14 protein-coding genes and 1 pseudogene are annotated in these 18,342 nt (G+C 44.0%); 12 read left to right on the top strand and 3 right to left on the bottom strand.

Annotated elements, in window-relative coordinates:
* Positions 1 to 18 precede the first annotated feature (18 nt).
* The 5 genes from pcrA (at position 19) to BFI01S_RS08195 (ending at position 8,057) form a co-directional block, all read left to right on the top strand.
* The gene (gene pcrA, locus BFI01S_RS08215) at positions 19 to 2,250 is read left to right on the top strand and encodes a DNA helicase PcrA (RefSeq protein ID WP_061792181.1); all 2,232 of its coding nucleotides are present in this window, start codon (positions 19 to 21) and stop codon (positions 2,248 to 2,250) included.
* A gap of 40 nt (positions 2,251 to 2,290) precedes the next feature.
* Positions 2,291 to 4,297: an NAD-dependent DNA ligase LigA gene (gene ligA / locus BFI01S_RS08210; RefSeq protein ID WP_061792180.1), complete on the top strand. Its 2,007-nt coding sequence runs from the start codon at positions 2,291 to 2,293 to the stop codon at positions 4,295 to 4,297.
* A gap of 15 nt (positions 4,298 to 4,312) precedes the next feature.
* Positions 4,313 to 5,482 carry a CamS family sex pheromone protein gene (locus tag BFI01S_RS08205; protein WP_061792179.1) on the top strand — a complete coding sequence of 390 codons (1,170 nt, stop codon included), beginning with the start codon at positions 4,313 to 4,315 and terminating at the stop codon, positions 5,480 to 5,482.
* Positions 5,483 to 5,855: 373 nt separating this feature from the next.
* Positions 5,856 to 7,403: an L-glutamate gamma-semialdehyde dehydrogenase gene (pruA, locus tag BFI01S_RS08200; RefSeq protein WP_061792178.1), complete on the top strand. Its 1,548-nt coding sequence runs from the start codon at positions 5,856 to 5,858 to the stop codon at positions 7,401 to 7,403.
* A gap of 102 nt (positions 7,404 to 7,505) precedes the next feature.
* Positions 7,506 to 8,057: a cysteine hydrolase family protein gene (locus BFI01S_RS08195; protein ID WP_061792199.1), complete on the top strand. Its 552-nt coding sequence runs from the start codon at positions 7,506 to 7,508 to the stop codon at positions 8,055 to 8,057.
* 75 nt (positions 8,058 to 8,132) lie between these two features.
* Here BFI01S_RS08195 and putP read toward each other — a convergent pair whose 3' ends face one another.
* Positions 8,133 to 9,602 (bottom strand): sodium/proline symporter PutP, encoded by a 1,470-nt coding sequence (gene putP / locus BFI01S_RS08190; protein ID WP_061792177.1) that lies wholly within the window; start codon positions 9,600 to 9,602, stop codon positions 8,133 to 8,135.
* A 395-nt stretch (positions 9,603 to 9,997) separates the two neighbouring features.
* Positions 9,998 to 10,313 (bottom strand): annotated as a pseudogene (locus tag BFI01S_RS22380) (STAS domain-containing protein); the annotation flags it as partial.
* A gap of 320 nt (positions 10,314 to 10,633) precedes the next feature.
* On the opposite strand from BFI01S_RS22380, the gene aceA reads away from it, so the two are divergent.
* Positions 10,634 to 11,923, top strand: coding sequence for an isocitrate lyase (gene aceA / locus BFI01S_RS08185; RefSeq protein ID WP_061792176.1), 1,290 nt, complete (start codon positions 10,634 to 10,636; stop codon positions 11,921 to 11,923).
* A gap of 207 nt (positions 11,924 to 12,130) precedes the next feature.
* Entirely contained in the window at positions 12,131 to 12,565 is a 435-nt protein-coding gene (locus BFI01S_RS08180; RefSeq protein WP_061792175.1) for a YueI family protein, read from the top strand.
* A 183-nt stretch (positions 12,566 to 12,748) separates the two neighbouring features.
* On the opposite strand, the gene BFI01S_RS08175 is transcribed toward BFI01S_RS08180, so the two are convergent.
* Entirely contained in the window at positions 12,749 to 13,102 is a 354-nt protein-coding gene (locus BFI01S_RS08175; protein WP_061792174.1) for a cupin domain-containing protein, read from the bottom strand.
* Between the two features lie 220 nt (positions 13,103 to 13,322).
* On the opposite strand from BFI01S_RS08175, the gene gatC reads away from it, so the two are divergent.
* The 5 genes from gatC (at position 13,323) to BFI01S_RS08150 (ending at position 18,338) form a co-directional block, all read left to right on the top strand.
* Positions 13,323 to 13,613, top strand: coding sequence for an Asp-tRNA(Asn)/Glu-tRNA(Gln) amidotransferase subunit GatC (gene gatC, locus BFI01S_RS08170; protein ID WP_061792173.1), 291 nt, complete (start codon positions 13,323 to 13,325; stop codon positions 13,611 to 13,613).
* A 12-nt stretch (positions 13,614 to 13,625) separates the two neighbouring features.
* A complete protein-coding gene (gatA, locus tag BFI01S_RS08165; RefSeq protein WP_061792172.1) occupies positions 13,626 to 15,083 on the top strand; it encodes an Asp-tRNA(Asn)/Glu-tRNA(Gln) amidotransferase subunit GatA in 1,458 nt (485 codons plus the stop codon).
* Between the two features lie 12 nt (positions 15,084 to 15,095).
* Positions 15,096 to 16,523 (top strand): Asp-tRNA(Asn)/Glu-tRNA(Gln) amidotransferase subunit GatB, encoded by a 1,428-nt coding sequence (gatB, locus tag BFI01S_RS08160; RefSeq protein WP_061792171.1) that lies wholly within the window; start codon positions 15,096 to 15,098, stop codon positions 16,521 to 16,523.
* A gap of 167 nt (positions 16,524 to 16,690) precedes the next feature.
* Positions 16,691 to 17,251, top strand: a complete 561-nt coding sequence (locus tag BFI01S_RS08155) for a thioredoxin family protein (protein ID WP_061792170.1) — start codon at positions 16,691 to 16,693, stop codon at positions 17,249 to 17,251.
* 19 nt (positions 17,252 to 17,270) lie between these two features.
* Positions 17,271 to 18,338 (top strand): NAD(P)H-dependent flavin oxidoreductase, encoded by a 1,068-nt coding sequence (locus BFI01S_RS08150; RefSeq protein ID WP_061792169.1) that lies wholly within the window; start codon positions 17,271 to 17,273, stop codon positions 18,336 to 18,338.
* Positions 18,339 to 18,342 lie beyond the last annotated feature (4 nt).

The raw sequence follows: 18,342 nt of genomic DNA, 5'->3' as shown, positions 1-18,342 counted from the left end.
TGGTGGTGAAGAGAAGGAATGCAATTTTTAACAGATAAATTATTGAACGGACTAAACCCGCAGCAGCAAAATGCGGTAAAAACAACTGACGGACCACTTCTTATAATGGCAGGAGCGGGAAGCGGAAAGACAAGAGTGCTTACGCACAGGATTGCTTACTTAATGGTGGAAAAGGGTGTGAACCCCTACAATATTCTGGCAATCACCTTTACAAACAAAGCAGCCCGTGAAATGCGCGACCGTATTCATAACATGATGGGCGGAGCTGCAGATGATATCTGGATTTCGACGTTCCACTCGATGTGTGTGCGTATCTTGAGAAGAGATATTGACCGGATTGGCTATAACCGCAATTTCACGATTCTTGATTCAACGGACCAGCAATCCGTTATTAAATCGATCCTGAAGGATAAAAATCTGGATCCCAAGAAATTTGATCCGCGTGCTATTCTGGGGTCGATCAGCTCAGCAAAAAATGAATTGATCACCCCTGAAGAGTATGCGAAAACAGCAGGAGATTATATTCAGCAAGTTGCCAGTGATGTATATACAGAGTACCAAAAGAGATTAAGACGCAACCAGGCGCTTGATTTTGATGATCTTATTATGATCACGATTCAGCTGTTCCAGCGGGTTCCGGAAGTGCTGGAATATTATCAGAGAAAATTCCAATACATTCATGTGGATGAGTATCAGGATACAAACAGAGCGCAGTACATGCTTGTAAAGCTAATGGCAAGCCGATTTAAGAATCTTTGTGTAGTTGGTGACTCGGACCAGTCCATTTATAAATGGCGCGGTGCGGACATTGCCAACATTCTTTCCTTTGAAAAGGATTATCCTAATGCGCAAACCATCATGCTTGAACAAAATTATCGCTCAACAAAAAGGATCTTGCTGGCTGCGAACGAAGTCATCAGCAAGAACCTGAACAGAAAGCCGAAAAACCTCTGGACCGAAAACGCAGAAGGCAGTAAGATCTTCTACTATCGTGCTGACAGCGAACAGGGAGAAGCGCAGTTTGTTGCAGGTAAAATCAAGGAATACATCAGCACCGGCAAGCGAAGCCTTTCGGATATTGCGATCTTGTACCGCACCAATGCACAGTCCCGTGTAATGGAGGAAGTGCTGTTAAAGTCGAACATAGAATATTCCATTGTCGGCGGCATCAAGTTCTACGACCGCAAAGAAATCAAGGACCTCCTTGCTTATCTGCGCCTGATTGCCAATCCGGATGATGATATCAGTCTTCAGCGTGTAATTAATGTGCCAAAGCGCGGAATCGGCTCCGGTTCGGTTGATAAAATCGCCAACTTTGCACAGCTTCATGAAATGAGCATGTTTGAAGCACTTGAGTCTATTGAACTGATTGGCTTGAGCCCAAAAATTACAAAAGGGGCCATTGAATTCAGGGATTTGGTTAAAAACTATACACAAATGCAGGAATACCTATCTGTGACAGAGCTTGTGGAAGAGCTTTTGGAGAAATCAGGCTACCGCGATATGCTGATTGCAGAGAAATCCATTGAAGCACAGAGCCGTCTGGAAAACATTGATGAATTCCTGTCTGTTACGAAAAACTTTGAAGAAGCCAGCGAAGACAAATCGCTTATCGCATTTTTGACTGATTTGGCTCTTGTAGCTGACATTGATAAATTGGATGATGATGGCGAAAAAGCCGAATCTGTTGTTCTTATGACACTTCACTCAGCAAAAGGGCTTGAATTCCCTGTTGTCTTTTTACTGGGTCTTGAGGAAGGGGTATTCCCGCACAGCCGTTCTCTAATGGAAGAGTCTGAAATGGAAGAGGAGCGGCGCCTTGCTTATGTGGGAATTACCAGGGCAGAAGAGGAGCTTTTCATTACGAATGCTCAAATGCGTACTTTATTCGGACGCACGAATATGAATCCGCCATCCCGGTTTATTAAAGAAATACCTGCTGATTTGCTGGATGGCCTTGAACCTGCTAAAAAACCGTCTCCATTTGGATCATCACCGTTTGGCTCTCCTTCTGCTTCAAGAGGAGCACAGCCTCAGCGGAAAGCAGTGATTCGTCCATCAGCATCGAACACAGGCGGAGACGATATTGCCTGGAAGGTCGGCGACAAAGCCCATCATGGAAAATGGGGAACAGGTACTGTTGTCAGTGTGAAAGGCTCCGGTGAAGGAACAGAGCTGGATATTGCGTTCCCGAAACCAGTGGGCATTAAACGTCTGCTGGCCAAATTTGCACCGATTACAAAGGCGTAATCCCCTTTATTTTTAATGAATTATAGAAAGGGCTGAATGTATGGATCTTCAATTGGCTGAAAAAAAGGTGAAAGATCTGCACAACCTTTTGAATCAGTATAATTATGAGTACCATGTTCTTGATCAGCCGTCTGTTCCAGATGCTGAATACGATAGGCTGATGAGGGACCTTATTGAACTTGAGAACCAATTTCCAGAACTGAAAACAGAGGACTCTCCCACACAGCGGGTTGGAGGGGAAATCCTTGATATGTTTGAAAAAGTGGAGCATCAGTCGCAGATGCTCAGTTTGGGAAATGCCTTCAATGAACAGGATTTAAGAGACTTTGACCGCCGTGTCCGCCAGGGTGCCGGAGAAAATGTTTCTTATGTGTGTGAATTGAAAATTGATGGGCTGGCTGTCTCCCTGCGCTATGAGGATGGATTATTTATTCTCGGTGCCACACGCGGCGACGGATCCATTGGCGAAAATATTACTGCTAATCTAAAGACAATCCGTTCGATTCCTCTCCGGCTGAAAGAGAACGTCACAATGGAAGTCCGCGGTGAGGTCTTCATGCCCAGACGTTCTTTTGAGAAATTGAATAAAGCAAAAGAAGAGAATGGGGAGGAGCCGTTTGCTAATCCAAGAAATGCCGCAGCAGGTTCCTTAAGGCAGCTGGATCCGCGCCTTGCAGCAAAGCGCAATCTCGATATTTTTGTCTATGGCATTGCGGATGCGGGGAATACAGGGATTGTATCTCACAGTGAAGGTCTGGATTTTCTGGATAGCCTCGGATTTAAAACAAATAAAGAACGCAAAAGATGTGAAAACATTGAGGAAGTAATTGAATATGTACAGGGATGGACCGACAAACGTCCAAATCTGTCTTATGACATTGATGGTATTGTAATCAAAGTCGATTCACTGGAGGAGCAGGAGCAGCTTGGCGCTACGGCGAAAAGCCCACGCTGGGCCATTGCTTATAAATTCCCTGCAGAAGAGGTTGTTACCACACTAAGGGATATTGAATTAAGCGTGGGGCGAACCGGCGTAGTTACGCCAACTGCGCTTCTGGACCCTGTCCGTGTTGCCGGGACGACTGTCCAGAGGGCTTCACTTCATAACGAAGATTTGATCCGCGAAAAAGATATTAAGATTGGCGATCAGGTGGTTGTGAAAAAAGCGGGTGATATTATTCCCGAAGTTGTGAATGTACTGGCAGAGAGGAGAACGGGTGAGGAGCAGGATTTTAATATGCCGACGCATTGTCCGGAATGTGAGAGCGAACTGGTCCGTCTTGATGGTGAAGTGGCATTGCGCTGCATCAATCCAAAGTGTCCCGCCCAAATCAGGGAAGGCCTTATTCATTTTGTATCCCGCAATGCCATGAACATTGATGGTCTTGGTGAAAAAGTGATCAGTCAATTATTTGCCGAAAATCTGATTAAAGATGTGGCGGATATCTACAAATTAACGTATGAACAGCTTATCCAGCTCGAACGGATGGGTGAAAAATTGGTAAAAAATCTTCTTCAGGCAATTCAAAACTCCAAAGGGAATTCTCTTGAAAAATTGCTATTTGGCCTGGGAATTCGTCATGTAGGAGCAAAAGCGGCCAAAACGCTTGCCCAGGAGTTTAGCCATATGGAGGCACTTGAAAAAGCATCCCGGGACGATTTAACAGCAATTAATGAAATTGGTGAAAAAATGGCGGACTCCATTGTTTCCTTCTTTGAACAAGAGGAAGCCCATGAACTGATTGCCGAGCTGAAAGCAGCCGGAGTCAACATGGCTTATAATGGGCCAAAGCCAGTTTCAGCCGAAAGCTCAGATAGCTTTTTTGCAGGGAAAACGGTAGTTCTGACAGGAAAGCTTGAAATCATGAGCCGAAATGAAGCAAAAGATAAAATAGAGGCGCTTGGCGGAAAAGTATCCGGAAGCGTCAGTAAGAAAACAGATGTTGTGATTGCCGGAGAAGACGCCGGATCCAAACTGACGAAGGCCCAGGAGCTGGGTGTAGAGGTTTGGAACGAGGAGAGACTGGTTGAAGAATTAAATAAGTAAGAGGGTGTAAGCTCCGTGAAAAAACTAATGATGCTTGCTTTATCCCTAACCCTTCTGCTTGCAGGCTGTGCGCCTAATTTTAATAAGCAGGAGGAAGTTGTTCAGGAAGACAAGAACGAAAAGGATAAGGCAATCATTCCGAACTACAAAATTTCTGACAAGTATTATCGAACGCTGCTGCCGTTTAAACCAAGTGAGTCCAGGGGTCTTGTGGTCAATAATATAAGCACTAAATATGACATTAATGAGTTTGAGACCGGACTAATGCGTGTGGCACAAAATACGTTTGACACGGAAAAGTATTTTTTTCAGGATGGCCAGTATCTAAAAAGGGAAACTGTCCAAGCCTGGCTAAACCGCAAGTTCACTGAAACTCAGCTGAAGGAACTCAAAATGAAAGCTGAAGATAACATCGGCCTAAATCCCATGATTGCAGATGGCGGGGATATTGATAAAAATAATGAAAAAAGCCCAATTTATCTAGCCCATATACTTGAACATAACTATCTCGTGAGGAATGATGATGGAAAAGGGAAGCTCGAAGGTGTTGTAATCGGCCTTGCCATGAACTCTGTTCATTATTATCAGAAGGAACAATATGGCGCGACTTTTGAAACAGAAATTAAACGGGATGTTCTTGAACAGGAAGGCAAAAAGATGGCTGAAGAAGTCCTGCAGAGAGTACGGCAAATCAAGGGCCTGAAGGATGTGCCGGTAACCATTGCTTTGTTTGAACAGCAGCCAAGAACTTCGGTTGTGCCGGGAAGCTTTTTTGCATACGCTAAGGCAGAAAAAGGAAGCAATAAGCTAGGCGGATGGGAAGATATCAGCGAGAAATATGTCCTTTTCCCTTCAAGCACGGCTGAAAAAAATCATCGTGATGATTTAACGGCTTTTCTTAACTTTAAACAGGATGTTGAAACATACTTCCCGAATTTCAATGGAGTTATCGGAAAAGCTTTTTATGCCCAGGATCAATTGCAAGAAATCAATATTGATATCCCAATCCAATTCTATGGGAAAGCAGAAGGTATTGGATTTACACAATATGTGACAGGGCTTGTTGTCAAACACTTCCCTGAATACATCTCAGTCCAGGTAAATATCTCATCAGTCAACGGCCCGGAAGCGCTTGTAGTCCGGAAAGCAGACCAAAGTGAACCTTTTGTCCATATCTATCAATAGAACCAGGTACCCAGAAGTGCATGAGATGCACCTTCTGGGTTTTGTTGTTTTGAGAGAGAGGGCTTTGTTGTGATGAAAAATAAGAATTATGTCCAATACAGTACTAAAAAATATATATAACAGTTTTATCCAAGCCTGCCCAATAGGGCTTAAACCCCTTATCCTTCTAAGTGAAACCTGCAACTCCGCCATGTAGATGTTAATATATATCATCAGCGGAGAATGTTTGAAGATAATGTTATTTTCGTGTTAATATAGTCTTTGGATGAAAACGTTTTAAGAGGTTAGCAGACCTTGTTCCAGCATGTTTATAGAGCGGGACGGGGCTCTACGATCTGACGTTTGATATTTGTACACTCAGGAGGCGGTAAAAATGGTACAACCTTATAAGCATGAACCATTCACGAATTTTAAAGAGGAAGAAAATCGTGAAGCATATTTAAAGGGTTTACAAACTGTAGAAAGCTATTTGGGCCAGGATTATGATCTTTTGATTGGCGGAGAGCGTATTTCTACTGAAGATAAAATTGTATCCATCAATCCTTCTAATAAAGAAGAAGTAGTTGGCCGTGTTTCAAAGGCAAACCGCGAGCTTGCGGAAAAAGCAATGCAGGCTGCTGTGGAAGCATTCAAAACATGGAGAAAAGTGAAGCCGGAAACACGTGCGGATGTGTTGTTCAAAGCTGCTGCGATTATCCGGCGCCGCAAGCATGAGTTTTCTGCCCTTTTAACGAAGGAAGCAGGAAAGCCTTGGAATGAGGCAGATGCTGACACTGCGGAAGCGATTGACTTCCTTGAGTACTATGCACGCCAGATCTTAAAAATTAAAGACGGTGTTCCAGTCAACAGCCGTCCGAACGAATATAACCGTTATGACTACATTCCATTAGGAGTAGGCATCATCATCTCTCCTTGGAACTTCCCGCTTGCGATCATGGCCGGCACAACTGTTGCGGCAATCGTGGCAGGAAACACAGTTCTATTAAAACCAGCTTCCACTACACCGGTTGTGGCAGCAAAATTCGTTGAAGTAATGGAAGAAGCAGGCCTTCCGAAGGGCGTTCTGAACTTCGTGCCGGGCAGCGGTGCAGAAGTGGGCGACTATCTGGTTGACCATAAAGACACTCGCTTCATTTCCTTCACAGGTTCACGTGATGTGGGTCTTCGCATCAACGAGCGCGCATCTAAATTAAACGAAGGCCAAATCTGGCTGAAGCGTGTCATCGCGGAAATGGGCGGCAAGGACACAATCGTTGTCGACAAAGAAGCTGACCTTGAACTGGCAGCGACTTCCATCGTGGCATCTGCCTTCGGCTTCTCCGGCCAGAAATGCTCTGCATGTTCACGTGCCGTTGTAGTAGAGGATGTATATGATCAGGTTCTTAACCGTGTGGTGGAATTGACAAATGAATTAACGCAGGGCAATCCGGAAGACCAAAGCAATTACATGGGTCCGGTGATCGACCAGGCCGCATTTGATAAAATCATGAGCTTCATCGAAATCGGCAAAGAAGAAGGCAAGCTGATGACAGGCGGAGAAGGAGACAGCTCAAAAGGCTTCTTCATCAAGCCGACAGTGTTCGCGGATCTTGCACCGGATGCACGCCTTATGCAGGAAGAAATCTTTGGGCCAGTCGTTGGCTTCACAAAAGCAAAAGATTTCGACCATGCGCTTGAAATCGCCAATAACACAGAGTACGGCCTAACAGGAGCGGTGATCACGCAGAACCGTGAGCACATCCAAAAAGCGCGCGAGGATTTCCATGTTGGAAACCTATACTTCAACCGCGGCTGTACAGGTGCGATCGTCGGATACCAGCCATTCGGCGGATTCAACATGTCAGGAACAGACTCCAAAGCGGGCGGCCCTGACTACATTCTTCTGCACATGCAGGCGAAGACTACTTCTGAAATGTATTAATGAGGCGGGAACAGCAATTTGGTTGCTGTTCCTTTTTTATTGGATATTCAGCACTTTGGAGTATATGATGAAAATAAGCCAATGGATTGGAGTGATGCAAAAATGCCAAACAAAGCTTTGATCAATATCGATTACACAAATGATTTTGTAGCTGAAGACGGTGCCCTGACATGCGGTAAGTCTGGCCAGGTGCTGGAAAAGAAAATCACAGAACTCACACAAGCGTTTATCGCTAACGGACACTTTACTGTTTTTGCCATTGATGTGCATGATAAAGGAAACCTCCATCACCCAGAAACGAAATTGTTTCCGCCGCATAATATCCGGAACACGGAGGGAAGAAATCTTTACGGCACACTGCAGCAGGTTTATGAAATAAACAAGGAAGCTGAGAATGTTTATTTCATGGACAAAACAAGATACTCCGCATTTGCAGGAACGGATCTCGAGATAAAATTAAGGGAGCGTGGTGTAGAGGAAGTGCACCTGGCCGGTGTATGTACCGACATTTGCGTGCTTCATACGGCAGTGGATGCTTATAATAGAGGTTTTAAAATAGTGATTCATAAAGATGCAGTTGCATCATTTGACCAGGAGGGCCATGAGTGGGCCTTACGGCATTTTGCAAATACGCTGGGAGCAGAAGTAGTGTAATTGCCAAGCTGAAGGCTGTAACTGAAACAGCTTACATACAAAAACCCTCTTCACATAAGAAGAGGGTTTCTGCCATTATTTTTTTAGGACAGACTTATATTGATTGTACTGCTCCTGGACTTCTTTTGAAGGCGCCTTATCGAGAAGGCTGACGATGATGATTGCTAGGCCTGCAAAAAGGAATCCGGGCGCCAATTCATACAAATCAAACAGTCCGCCGGTAAGCTGTGCCCAGACAATTACTGTTACAGCACCAACAATAATGCCGGCAAGGGCGCCATTTCGCGTCATACGTTTCCAGAACAGGCTCAGAATGATAACCGGCCCGAAGGCTGCACCAAATCCGGCCCATGCATAACTGACAAGCTCCAATACCTTGCTTTCGGGGTTATACCCTAAGAAGATAGCGATAACGGCAATGCTCAATACAGCAATTCTGCCAACAATCATTTCTTCCTTTTGGGAAGCATTTCTTCTGAAGATGGATTTATAAAAATCCTGCGCCAGTGCACTTGAAGAAACGAGCAATTGAGAGTCAACTGTGCTCATGATTGCTGAGAGAATGGCTGCTAATAAAAATCCGGCTACCCATGGATTAAAGAGTACTTGTGAAAACATGATAAATACTGTTTCAGAATTGGCAAGCGGTGTATCCGCGAAATAGGCGATTCCGGCAAAGCCTACAAACAAAGCTCCGAACAAGGAAATAATCATCCAGGTCATACCGATAAAACGTGCTTTTGGAACATCATTGGTAGATCTTAATCCCATAAAACGAACAAGGATATGCGGCTGTCCAAAATAACCTAATCCCCATGCCAATAGCGAAGCTACACCAACAAAAGTGGCACCGGAATAGACATCTAAATAAGAAGTATCCATAGATCCGATTTTCTGCATCGTCTCATTCCATCCGCCAAGCTCCTGAATGGCAACAATGGGTATAATAATCATGGCAAGGAACATTAAAATTCCTTGAATGAAATCTGTCCAGCTGGCTGCAAGGAACCCTCCAAACAATGTATATGATAAAATAACAGCAGCTCCGACCCAAAGTGCGAGTGTATAATCCATCCCAAATGAGTTCTCTAACAAGATGGCACCGCCGACGAGGCTGGATGAAGTATAGAAAGTGAAAAAGATTAAAATAACGATTGCCGAAACAACACGCAATATTTTTGAAGTATCGTGGAATCGGTTTTCAAAATATCCGGGTACCGTAATAGAATCGCTGGCTACTTCCGTGTAAACCCGCAGTGGTTTGGCCACAAACTGCCAATTTAAATATGCGCCGACAGACAATCCAATTGGAAGCCAAATCTCTCCCATACCGCCTAAATATACGGCACCAGGTAATCCGAGCATAAGCCATCCACTCATATCGGATGCCCCTGCACTCAAGGCTGCAACTCCTGGTCCCAGCCCTCGGCCGCCTAATACATAATCAGATAAATCTTTAGTCATTCTGGCCGCAAGTATACCAATCAGAAGCATTCCTGCCAGATAGATTATGATTGATGTTAACGTTGGAATATTTATATCCATGTTTATTTACCCTCTCCCTTTTCTGTAAATAGAGATATGCCTGATAGTACGATCAATAATGGCATTGGAATCAGAAGCCAAAGCCACGTTGCCATAGTAAAATCCATATGTTCACCTCCTATTAGTCCCCCTATTAAATACCCGCGCAATAGATCCCTTTATACAGTAACATACAGTTTTTTGTTTGGAGATAAGATCGGTTGGGGTTAAGTCCGCTTTTGAAAGACGTTTATTATCATAACATAGTTAAGATGCAGGAACAAAAAATCTAAAAAACTATAAAGATACAATTGTATAAAAATACGTTATTTCGCATTAATTTTCTGCTATATCTACTATATCAACATATCTATTCATCTAAATTTATAAAATTAAGTTGGCTGGCAGGGGGGTTTTTAGGATAAATAAAAAAAGACCCCAGCAGGTCCCTCAAGGATTAAATATTGATTTTTTTCAGTGATGATGTCCGTAAAGTCTATTCCAAGCTGGATGGCTGTCTGGGCAACTTCAGGCCGGATGCCGAGTTGACTGAACACCGATAAGTTTTAATGAGCCGATTACCTCGAAGATTTGGTATGCAACCATTGTGTCGACCATAATGACACCCGACAGGCCAATAATTAAATGACTAATACACAGCTTTACACTCTGCTGCAGAGTCGATTCCATAATGTATTTGGCCCGTTCTGTAACAATATCCCCAACAAGCGGCGATTTCTATCTTTCATAAATTCTCCTTCATGAATCAAATTGATTTCTAAAAACACAACAATTCTCTATATCATAGCCAGAGAATGAAAGTGAAAGAAAATGGGATAAAATATTCTGCTAATTTTGATTTTTTTAAAACAAGGGCTTCCCAATCCAGTTTATCTGTTATATAATACAAAACATAGATAAAATATTGTTTTATAACAACATAGAATTATATCATAACAGAGTGATTTTAATAATCTGTTATGGCACAGAATTGCATTGCATCCGGGATCTTGCTGAAAATCTTTTCAAAATTAAAAGGAGGATTTAATCAAATGTCAGATGAAAGAGTGCGTCAGTTGCAGGAAAGCTGGGAAATGGATGAACGCTGGAGTGGGGTAGAAAGGCCGTTTACTGCTGAGGATGTCATAAAATTAAGAGGGTCAATTGATATTGAACATACATTAGCTCGCCGTGGTGCAGAGAAACTGTGGAAGCTTGTCAATGAAGAGGATTTCGTCAACGCATTAGGCGCGTTAACGGGAAATCAGGCAGTCCAGCAGGTTAAGGCCGGGCTAAAGGCCATTTACTTAAGCGGGTGGCAGGTTGCTGCTGATGCCAACCTTTCCGGAAATATGTATCCCGACCAAAGCCTGTATCCGGCCAACAGTGTTCCTAGTGTTGTTAAAAGGATTAATCAGGCCCTTCAGCGTGCTGACCAGATTCATCATATGGAAGGGGATCATTCCATTGACTGGTTTGCTCCAATTGTAGCAGATGCTGAAGCTGGGTTCGGCGGCCAGCTTAATGTATTTGAGCTTATGAAAGGCATGATTGAATCGGGTGCCGGCGGAGTGCATTTTGAGGACCAGCTTTCATCTGAGAAGAAATGTGGACATCTTGGCGGAAAGGTGTTGCTTCCAACCCAGACTGCTGTTAAGAACTTAATATCTGCAAGGCTGGCAGCGGATGTTATGGGAGTGCCGACTGTTATTGTCGCCCGGACTGATGCTAACGCAGCCGACCTGATTACAAGTGATGTGGATCCGTATGATGCACCTTTCATTACAGGGGAACGCACTCCTGAAGGATTCTTCCGGACAAAAGCAGGACTTGAACAAGCGATTGCTCGGGGGCTGGCGTATGCTCCTTATGCAGACCTGGTATGGTGTGAAACATCTGAACCGAACCTTGATGAAGCGAGACGTTTTGCTGAAGCAATTCATGAAAAATTCCCAGGCAAGCTGTTAGCATATAATTGTTCACCTTCATTTAATTGGAAGAAAAAGCTGGATGACGAAACGATTGCAAAATTCCAGGTGGAGCTCGGCAAAATGGGCTACAAGTTCCAGTTCGTTACATTGGCAGGATTCCATGCTCTGAACCATAGCATGTTTGAATTGGCACTCGGCTACAAAGACCGTGGAATGGCTGCGTATTCTGAACTGCAGCAGGCTGAGTTTGCCAGCGAAGCACATGGTTACACGGCGACAAGACATCAGCGTGAAGTGGGCACCGGCTATTTTGACCAAGTATCAATGGTCATTACTGGAGGCACTTCCTCGACAACAGCTTTAAAGGGATCTACTGAAGAGGAACAGTTTACTGAAAAGCAGGAGGCTTAATTTTTACCCGAATGAAAATTGATTTTTTACCTGTATATTCTCCTATTTTGAACCTCTCTTCCATGGAAGGGGGGTATTTTTTTGATTAACAGGCAAGCACAGTAATTCCTGCAAAAACATACATATTATATAGGCGAAATTTGAAATAGGGCATAATAGTGAATACAATGAAAACAATGAGGTCATATAAGGATGGAGGATATACAATTGGCTGAAAATATAGATGATTATCTTCAACAGGGGATTCATGGACAGAAACAAACCAAGCCTGATGAGCGCCGCAAGTTTCTTGGCTCGCTTCGGGAGAGGGTAGTGATTGCCCTAAAGCAGCCGCAGATGAGGGAAGATGGAATCTATCCTCAGGTGGAAGAAGCTATTAAAGCCAACCGCAAAGCTCATCTTTATTTGAATGGGAATATGAACTACTCCTATTTATCGAAATATATAAAACTGGCTTCTGCCAATAAAGTAGAATATACAATTGTAACCAACAAAGAACATAATTCAGAAATAGGGCTCGTTCTTGCCTATGACTATGCAATTGATAAACCGGAAATATTTGTGGAGAGAAAAACGGTTAAAGCAGAGGCGGAAAAGCCGAAAAAAGGCGGCCTATTTGCCAAACTATTCAAGCTTAAATGAGCAGCGCTGCCACGCTGCTCTGTTTTTTAGGTGAAGGCAACTTAATACAGTCCTAAATTCGGAGTTTACCGGCCAAAATGCAGAGTTTACCGGCCAAATTGATTAATTTACCGGCCAAAATGCAGAGTTACCGGCCGAACGCAATAAAATACCGGCCAAACTACAGCACTTCCTGGCCAAAGCCTATTCCAAGGGTTTCAGGTACAGTTGCGGATCCAAACCCGGACCTTCAATCACAATGGCTGTCATTCCAAGGTAAGAGCCAGATTCGTGTTCCTCGCCTTCATACCAGTAAACAGCGCCTTTTTGGACGGCAATCTGCTCACCTCCAGCAGTTTTTATCCATCCTTCGCCGTCAACGATGAGAAATAGCTGTGGACAAGCTGCCGGGTGCATGCCTAAAACACTGTTTTCCTTAAGGTAGATACACCCAACGGTAGCGGTTTTGTTTCTGATAATCGGACTGATGCTGGTATTGTGGCTGCTGAATTGCGCAATTTCCCTGCTGACACCGGAATCAAATCGGAAAAATTCCATTATCGCCCCTCCTGTACTTTTGATCGCATCCCCAGTTATTCGGTTTGCCTTTCATTTATCCTCTAAAAAGAGATGCAAACACACAACTCATTTAACTCATGGTAAAATAGCATAAGATTGCTGAACCAGCCCATTCTCACGTGTTGCTTTAACGCACGAAAGTTTGGTATGATCATAATAATTGTGCATTGACAGTATTCAATTTTTGGAGGTGGCAGTAATGTCGAGAATTTCAATCGATCAGGTTAAGCATGTTGCACACTTGGCGCGGCTTGCGATGACTGAGGAGGAAGCTAAGGCTTATACCGAACAGCTGGATAAGATGATTTCATTTGCGGAGCTTTTGAATGAGCTTGACACAGAGCATGTTGAACCAACATCCCATGTTCTTGATATGAAAAATGTACTGAGAGAAGATAAGGCGAAAGAAGGGCTTCCACAGGAAGAAGTTTTGAAAAATGCGCCGGAACATCAGGATGGCTATATAAAAGTGCCGTCTATCATTGAGTAGGGAGGGAAAATGGTGAGTTTATTTGATCATAAGGTAGCGGAACTTCATCAGCTTTTACATAAAAAAGAGATCACGGTTACCGATCTTGTCAGTGAATCGTACAAGCGAATCAGTGAGGTTGAAGACCAGGTAAAAGCTTTCTTGACACTGGATGAAGAGAGAGCCCGCGAAGCAGCAAAGAAAATGGATGAAAAAATTGGAACGGACGAGGCGAAAGGCCTTTTGTTCGGTATGCCAATCGGTGTAAAGGACAACATTGTAACGAAAGGGCTGCGCACCACCAGTGCGAGTAAGATCCTTGAAAACTTTGATCCAATTTATGATGCAACGGTTGCTTCCAAATTACATAATGCTGAAACCATTACTATCGGTAAATTGAATATGGATGAATTTGCAATGGGATCATCCAATGAAAACTCAGGATTTCAGGTAACCCGAAATCCCTGGAATATTGAAAGAGTTCCCGGAGGGTCTTCCGGCGGCTCTGCTGCCTCTGTTGCAGCAGGAGAGGTTTTATTTTCTCTTGGCTCAGATACAGGCGGCTCGATCAGACAGCCTGCTTCATATTGCGGAGTTGTCGGGTTAAAGCCTACATATGGCAGAGTATCCCGTTTCGGACTGATTGCATTTGCCTCATCTTTAGACCAGATTGGACCGATTACCCGCACAGTTGAAGACAATGCTTATCTGCTTCAGGCTATTTCAGGTCTGGACCCAATGGATTCTACTTCAGCAAATGTAGATGTTCCAAGCTATGCTGAAAGCTTAACTGGCGATGTTAAAGGGTTGAGAATCGCTGTACCAAAAGAATATCTGGCTAAAGGTGTAGATGAAGAGGTGCGCCAGTCCGTACTGGATGCCCTGAAGGTATTAGAAAAACTGGGGGCAACATGGGAGGAAGTTTCCCTGCCGCACTCCAAATATGCCCTTGCAACGTATTATCTGCTGTCCTCCTCCGAGGCATCGGCCAACCTGGCCCGCTTTGATGGTGTACGCTATGGCTATAGAACCGCAGATCCTGAGAGTTTAATCGATTTATACAAAAAGACCCGTGCAGAAGGCTTCGGGGATGAGGTTAAACGCCGCATTATGCTTGGAACGTTTGCCTTAAGCTCTGGCTATTATGATGCTTACTATAAGAAGGCTCAAAAGGTGCGTACACTGATTAAACAGGACTTTGAAAAAGTCTTTGAAAAGTATGATGTTATTATTGGGCCGACAGCGCCAACTCCAGCCTTTAAGATTGGTGAAAATACGTCTGATCCGCTGACTATGTATGCGAATGATATCCTGACGATTCCAGTAAATCTTGCCGGCGTGCCCGGAATCAGCGTACCTTGCGGATTCGCGGATGGACTGCCGCTTGGCCTTCAGATTATCGGAAAGCATTTTGATGAAAGCACTGTTTACCGCGTGGCGCATGCTTTTGAGCAGGCTACAGAATTCCATAAGCAAAAACCGGGACTGTAAGGGGGGAAATTCATGAAATACGAAACGGTTATAGGACTTGAAGTACACGTTGAACTAAAAACGGATTCAAAAATATTCTCTGCAAGCCCAAACCATTTTGGAGCAGAGCCTAACTCCAACACGACGGTCGTTGATCTCGGCTACCCTGGAGTGCTTCCTGTCATTAATAAAAAGGCAGTTGAATTCGGAATGAAAGCTGCGATGGCACTGAATTGTGAAATTGCACCAGTTACAAAATTTGACCGGAAGAATTATTTTTATCCGGATAACCCGAAAGCCTACCAGATTTCACAATTTGATAAGCCTATTGGAGAGCATGGCTGGATTGAGATCGAGGTTGACGGCTATAAGAAAAAAATCGGCATTACGCGGATTCATCTTGAAGAAGATGCGGGCAAGCTGTCTCATGCTAAAGGATATTCCCTTGTAGACTATAACCGCCAGGGTACTCCTCTGATCGAGATCGTTTCTGAGCCGGATATCCGTACGCCAAATGAAGCTTATGCCTATTTGGAGAAGCTAAAGTCCATCATCCAGTATACTGGCGTATCTGACTGTAAAATGGAGGAAGGTTCACTCCGCTGTGATGCGAATATTTCCCTTCGTCCTGTCGGCCAGGAGGAATTTGGCACAAAGACAGAGCTTAAGAACCTAAACTCGTTTAACTTTGTCCGCAAAGGACTAGAATACGAGGAGAAGAGACAGGAAGAGATTCTAAGTTCTGGCGGAACCATCCAGCAGGAAACATTGCGCTTTGATGAAGCGACCAATAAAACGATTCTAATGAGGGTAAAAGAAGGTTCAGATGATTATCGTTATTTCCCTGAACCTGACTTACTTGATATTCATATTGATGAAGAGTGGAAAGAGCGCATTCGTGCAGAGATCCCTGAGCTTCCGGACCAGAGAAAGAACCGCTATATTGAAGAACTTGGGCTGCCGGCCTATGATGCAGCTGTCCTGACAGTGACAAAAGAAACATCGGATTTCTTTGAAGCGGCTGTCAATAATGGAGCAGACGCCAAGCAGGCCTCCAACTGGGTAATGGGTGAATTGTCAGCGTACTTGAATGCTGAACAAAAAGAGCTAACAGATATAGCTTTGACACCTGAGGGACTTGCCGGAATGATTAAGCTGATCGAAAACGGAACCATCTCTTCCAAAATTGCTAAAACAGTTTTTAAAGAAATGGTTGAAAATGGCGGAGATCCGGAAACAATCGTAAAAGAAAAAGGCCTGGTCCAGATTTCGGATGAAGGTGCACTACTTAAAATTATCGGTGAAACACTTGATGCGAATCCGCAATCGATCGAGGATTTCAAGAATGGAAAGCAAAAAGCAATCGGCTTCCTTGTCGGCCAAATCATGAAAGCCACAAAAGGACAGGCCAACCCGCCGCTTGTTAACAAATTATTGCAGCAGGAAATACAAAAAAGATAAAAGGTGAGCTGATGGGAATCCATCAGCTCTTCCTATATTCCGACAAAAAAGTAAAGCCTATTTCCCAGGAAAAGATAGAGTTTTACAAAGTGCTACAGCAAATGCAGGAATGAAAGCGGATCGAAAAGAATATACACTAAAGAAATCGAAATAAGGGAGTGGCTACTATGAAATTAATGGAATGGTTTGAGAAGGGTATAAGTCCGCAGAATTATATAGAAGCGATGCAAGTTAATAAAAAAGAGATGAATCAAATATATAATGGTTTTTCTTTATCTGATGAGGAAAAAACAAGATTGGCAGATCTTAAGGATGCCGGCTTGAAAGTAATTGCACTGACTGAGGATTGGTGCGGTGACGCCATGCTTAATAATCCGATCCTATCAAAACTTGCAGAGGAAGCCGGTATGGACGTCCGTTTTATTTTAAGGGATCAGAATCTTGAGCTGATGGACCAGTATTTGACTAATGGAACATCCAGAGCAATACCGATTTATATCTTTATAGATAAAGAAGGGGATGAAAAGGCTGTTTGGGGACCCCGGGCCAAACAGATTCAGGAATTGGTGGATAGTGAAAGAAGCAAGCTTCCTGCACAGGATGATGTAAACTTTAAGGACGAGCAGATGAGCATGTACAGAAGATTAACTGCTTCCTATCAGGAGGATTCTAAGATCTGGCATACGGTGGCAGATAGTATAATAAATGCTCTAGTTTCTGGAAAATAAAGCCGGAAGGATGTTTTAAATGGGCTGGAAACAAAACTCCTTAACTGCGAGGCTGGGAATCCAGTATCCTATCTTCCAGGCTCCGATGGCTGGCGGGCTGACAACTCCGGAATTAATCAGCGGGGTATCCAATTGCGGCGGACTTGGAAATATGGGTGCCGGCTATATGATGCCAGATGATATAAGAGCAGATATAAAACAGGTTCGGGAATTGACTGATCAGCCCTTTGGCATCAATCTCTTTGTTCCGGATCGCGATGTATCAGCTAAAACAGAAGACATCATTGCCATGGGGACTGTTCTTGAACGATACAGCAGTGAACTTGGTATGGCGGAAAAACCAGCTCTGCCGGAAAAGGATTATACTTCGTTATACAAAAAGCAGCTTGCTGTTTTAATGGAAGAACGTGTGCCTGTTTGCAGCTTTACGTTTGGCATACCTGATTCCACCGATATTTCCGAATTAAAGAAACAGGGTACGGTCATTATTGGAACTGCAACCAATGTTAATGAAGCAGTGGAATGGGAAGAAGCTGGTGCAGATATGATTGTTGTTCAGGGGTTTGAAGCAGGTGGACACCGGGGAACTTTTCACAGGGGGGAAAGCGGTCAGATCGGTTCCATGGCTCTCATACCGCAGGCGGCAGATGCAGTAAGCTGTCCTGTGGCTGCTGCAGGTGGAATCATGGATGCCAGGGGAATTGCTGCTGCCATGATTCTTGGGGCAGAAGGAGTCCAGCTGGGAACGGCCTTTCTTACATGCAGGGAAAGCGGGGCTCACCCGTTGTATAAGCAGGCATTGCTTAATGCAAGGGAAGACCAGACAGCTGTGACGAAGGCATTCTCAGGAAAGCCTGCAAGAGGGATCCGCAATCAGTTCATGGAAGATATGCAAGGTGTGCCGGCGTTGCCTTATCCGTTGCAGAATGACCTGACAGCTCCTATCCGGAAGCAGGCAGCGAAAATGGGGCGGCCGGAATTTATGTCATTATGGGCTGGACAGGGAGTGGGACTGTCTGAAGAGGTGACAGTGAAGGAACTGATGATTAAGCTTGTTAAGGGGACAGAAGCATTATTGGAGAAGTAAAAAG

It is taken from the genome of Cytobacillus firmus NBRC 15306 (assembly GCF_001591465.1).
Lineage (GTDB): Bacteria > Bacillota > Bacilli > Bacillales > Cytobacillaceae > Cytobacillus > Cytobacillus firmus.
This window is presented reverse-complemented; position numbering and strand designations above follow the sequence as displayed.

Excerpts from the sequence above, each read along its gene's own strand:
- putP (WP_061792177.1), bottom strand. The coding sequence starts at position 9,602 with ATGGATATAAATATTCCAACGTTAACATCAATCATAATCTATCTGGCA.
- pcrA (WP_061792181.1), top strand. The coding sequence starts at position 19 with ATGCAATTTTTAACAGATAAATTATTGAACGGACTAAACCCGCAGCAG.
- ligA (WP_061792180.1), top strand. The coding sequence starts at position 2,291 with ATGGATCTTCAATTGGCTGAAAAAAAGGTGAAAGATCTGCACAACCTT.
- aceA (WP_061792176.1), top strand. The coding sequence starts at position 10,634 with ATGTCAGATGAAAGAGTGCGTCAGTTGCAGGAAAGCTGGGAAATGGAT.
- BFI01S_RS08175 (WP_061792174.1), bottom strand. The coding sequence starts at position 13,102 with ATGGAATTTTTCCGATTTGATTCCGGTGTCAGCAGGGAAATTGCGCAA.
- BFI01S_RS08155 (WP_061792170.1), top strand. The coding sequence starts at position 16,691 with ATGAAATTAATGGAATGGTTTGAGAAGGGTATAAGTCCGCAGAATTAT.
- BFI01S_RS08150 (WP_061792169.1), top strand. The coding sequence starts at position 17,271 with ATGGGCTGGAAACAAAACTCCTTAACTGCGAGGCTGGGAATCCAGTAT.
- pruA (WP_061792178.1), top strand. The coding sequence starts at position 5,856 with ATGGTACAACCTTATAAGCATGAACCATTCACGAATTTTAAAGAGGAA.
- BFI01S_RS08195 (WP_061792199.1), top strand. The coding sequence starts at position 7,506 with ATGCCAAACAAAGCTTTGATCAATATCGATTACACAAATGATTTTGTA.
- gatB (WP_061792171.1), top strand. The coding sequence starts at position 15,096 with ATGAAATACGAAACGGTTATAGGACTTGAAGTACACGTTGAACTAAAA.
- gatC (WP_061792173.1), top strand. The coding sequence starts at position 13,323 with ATGTCGAGAATTTCAATCGATCAGGTTAAGCATGTTGCACACTTGGCG.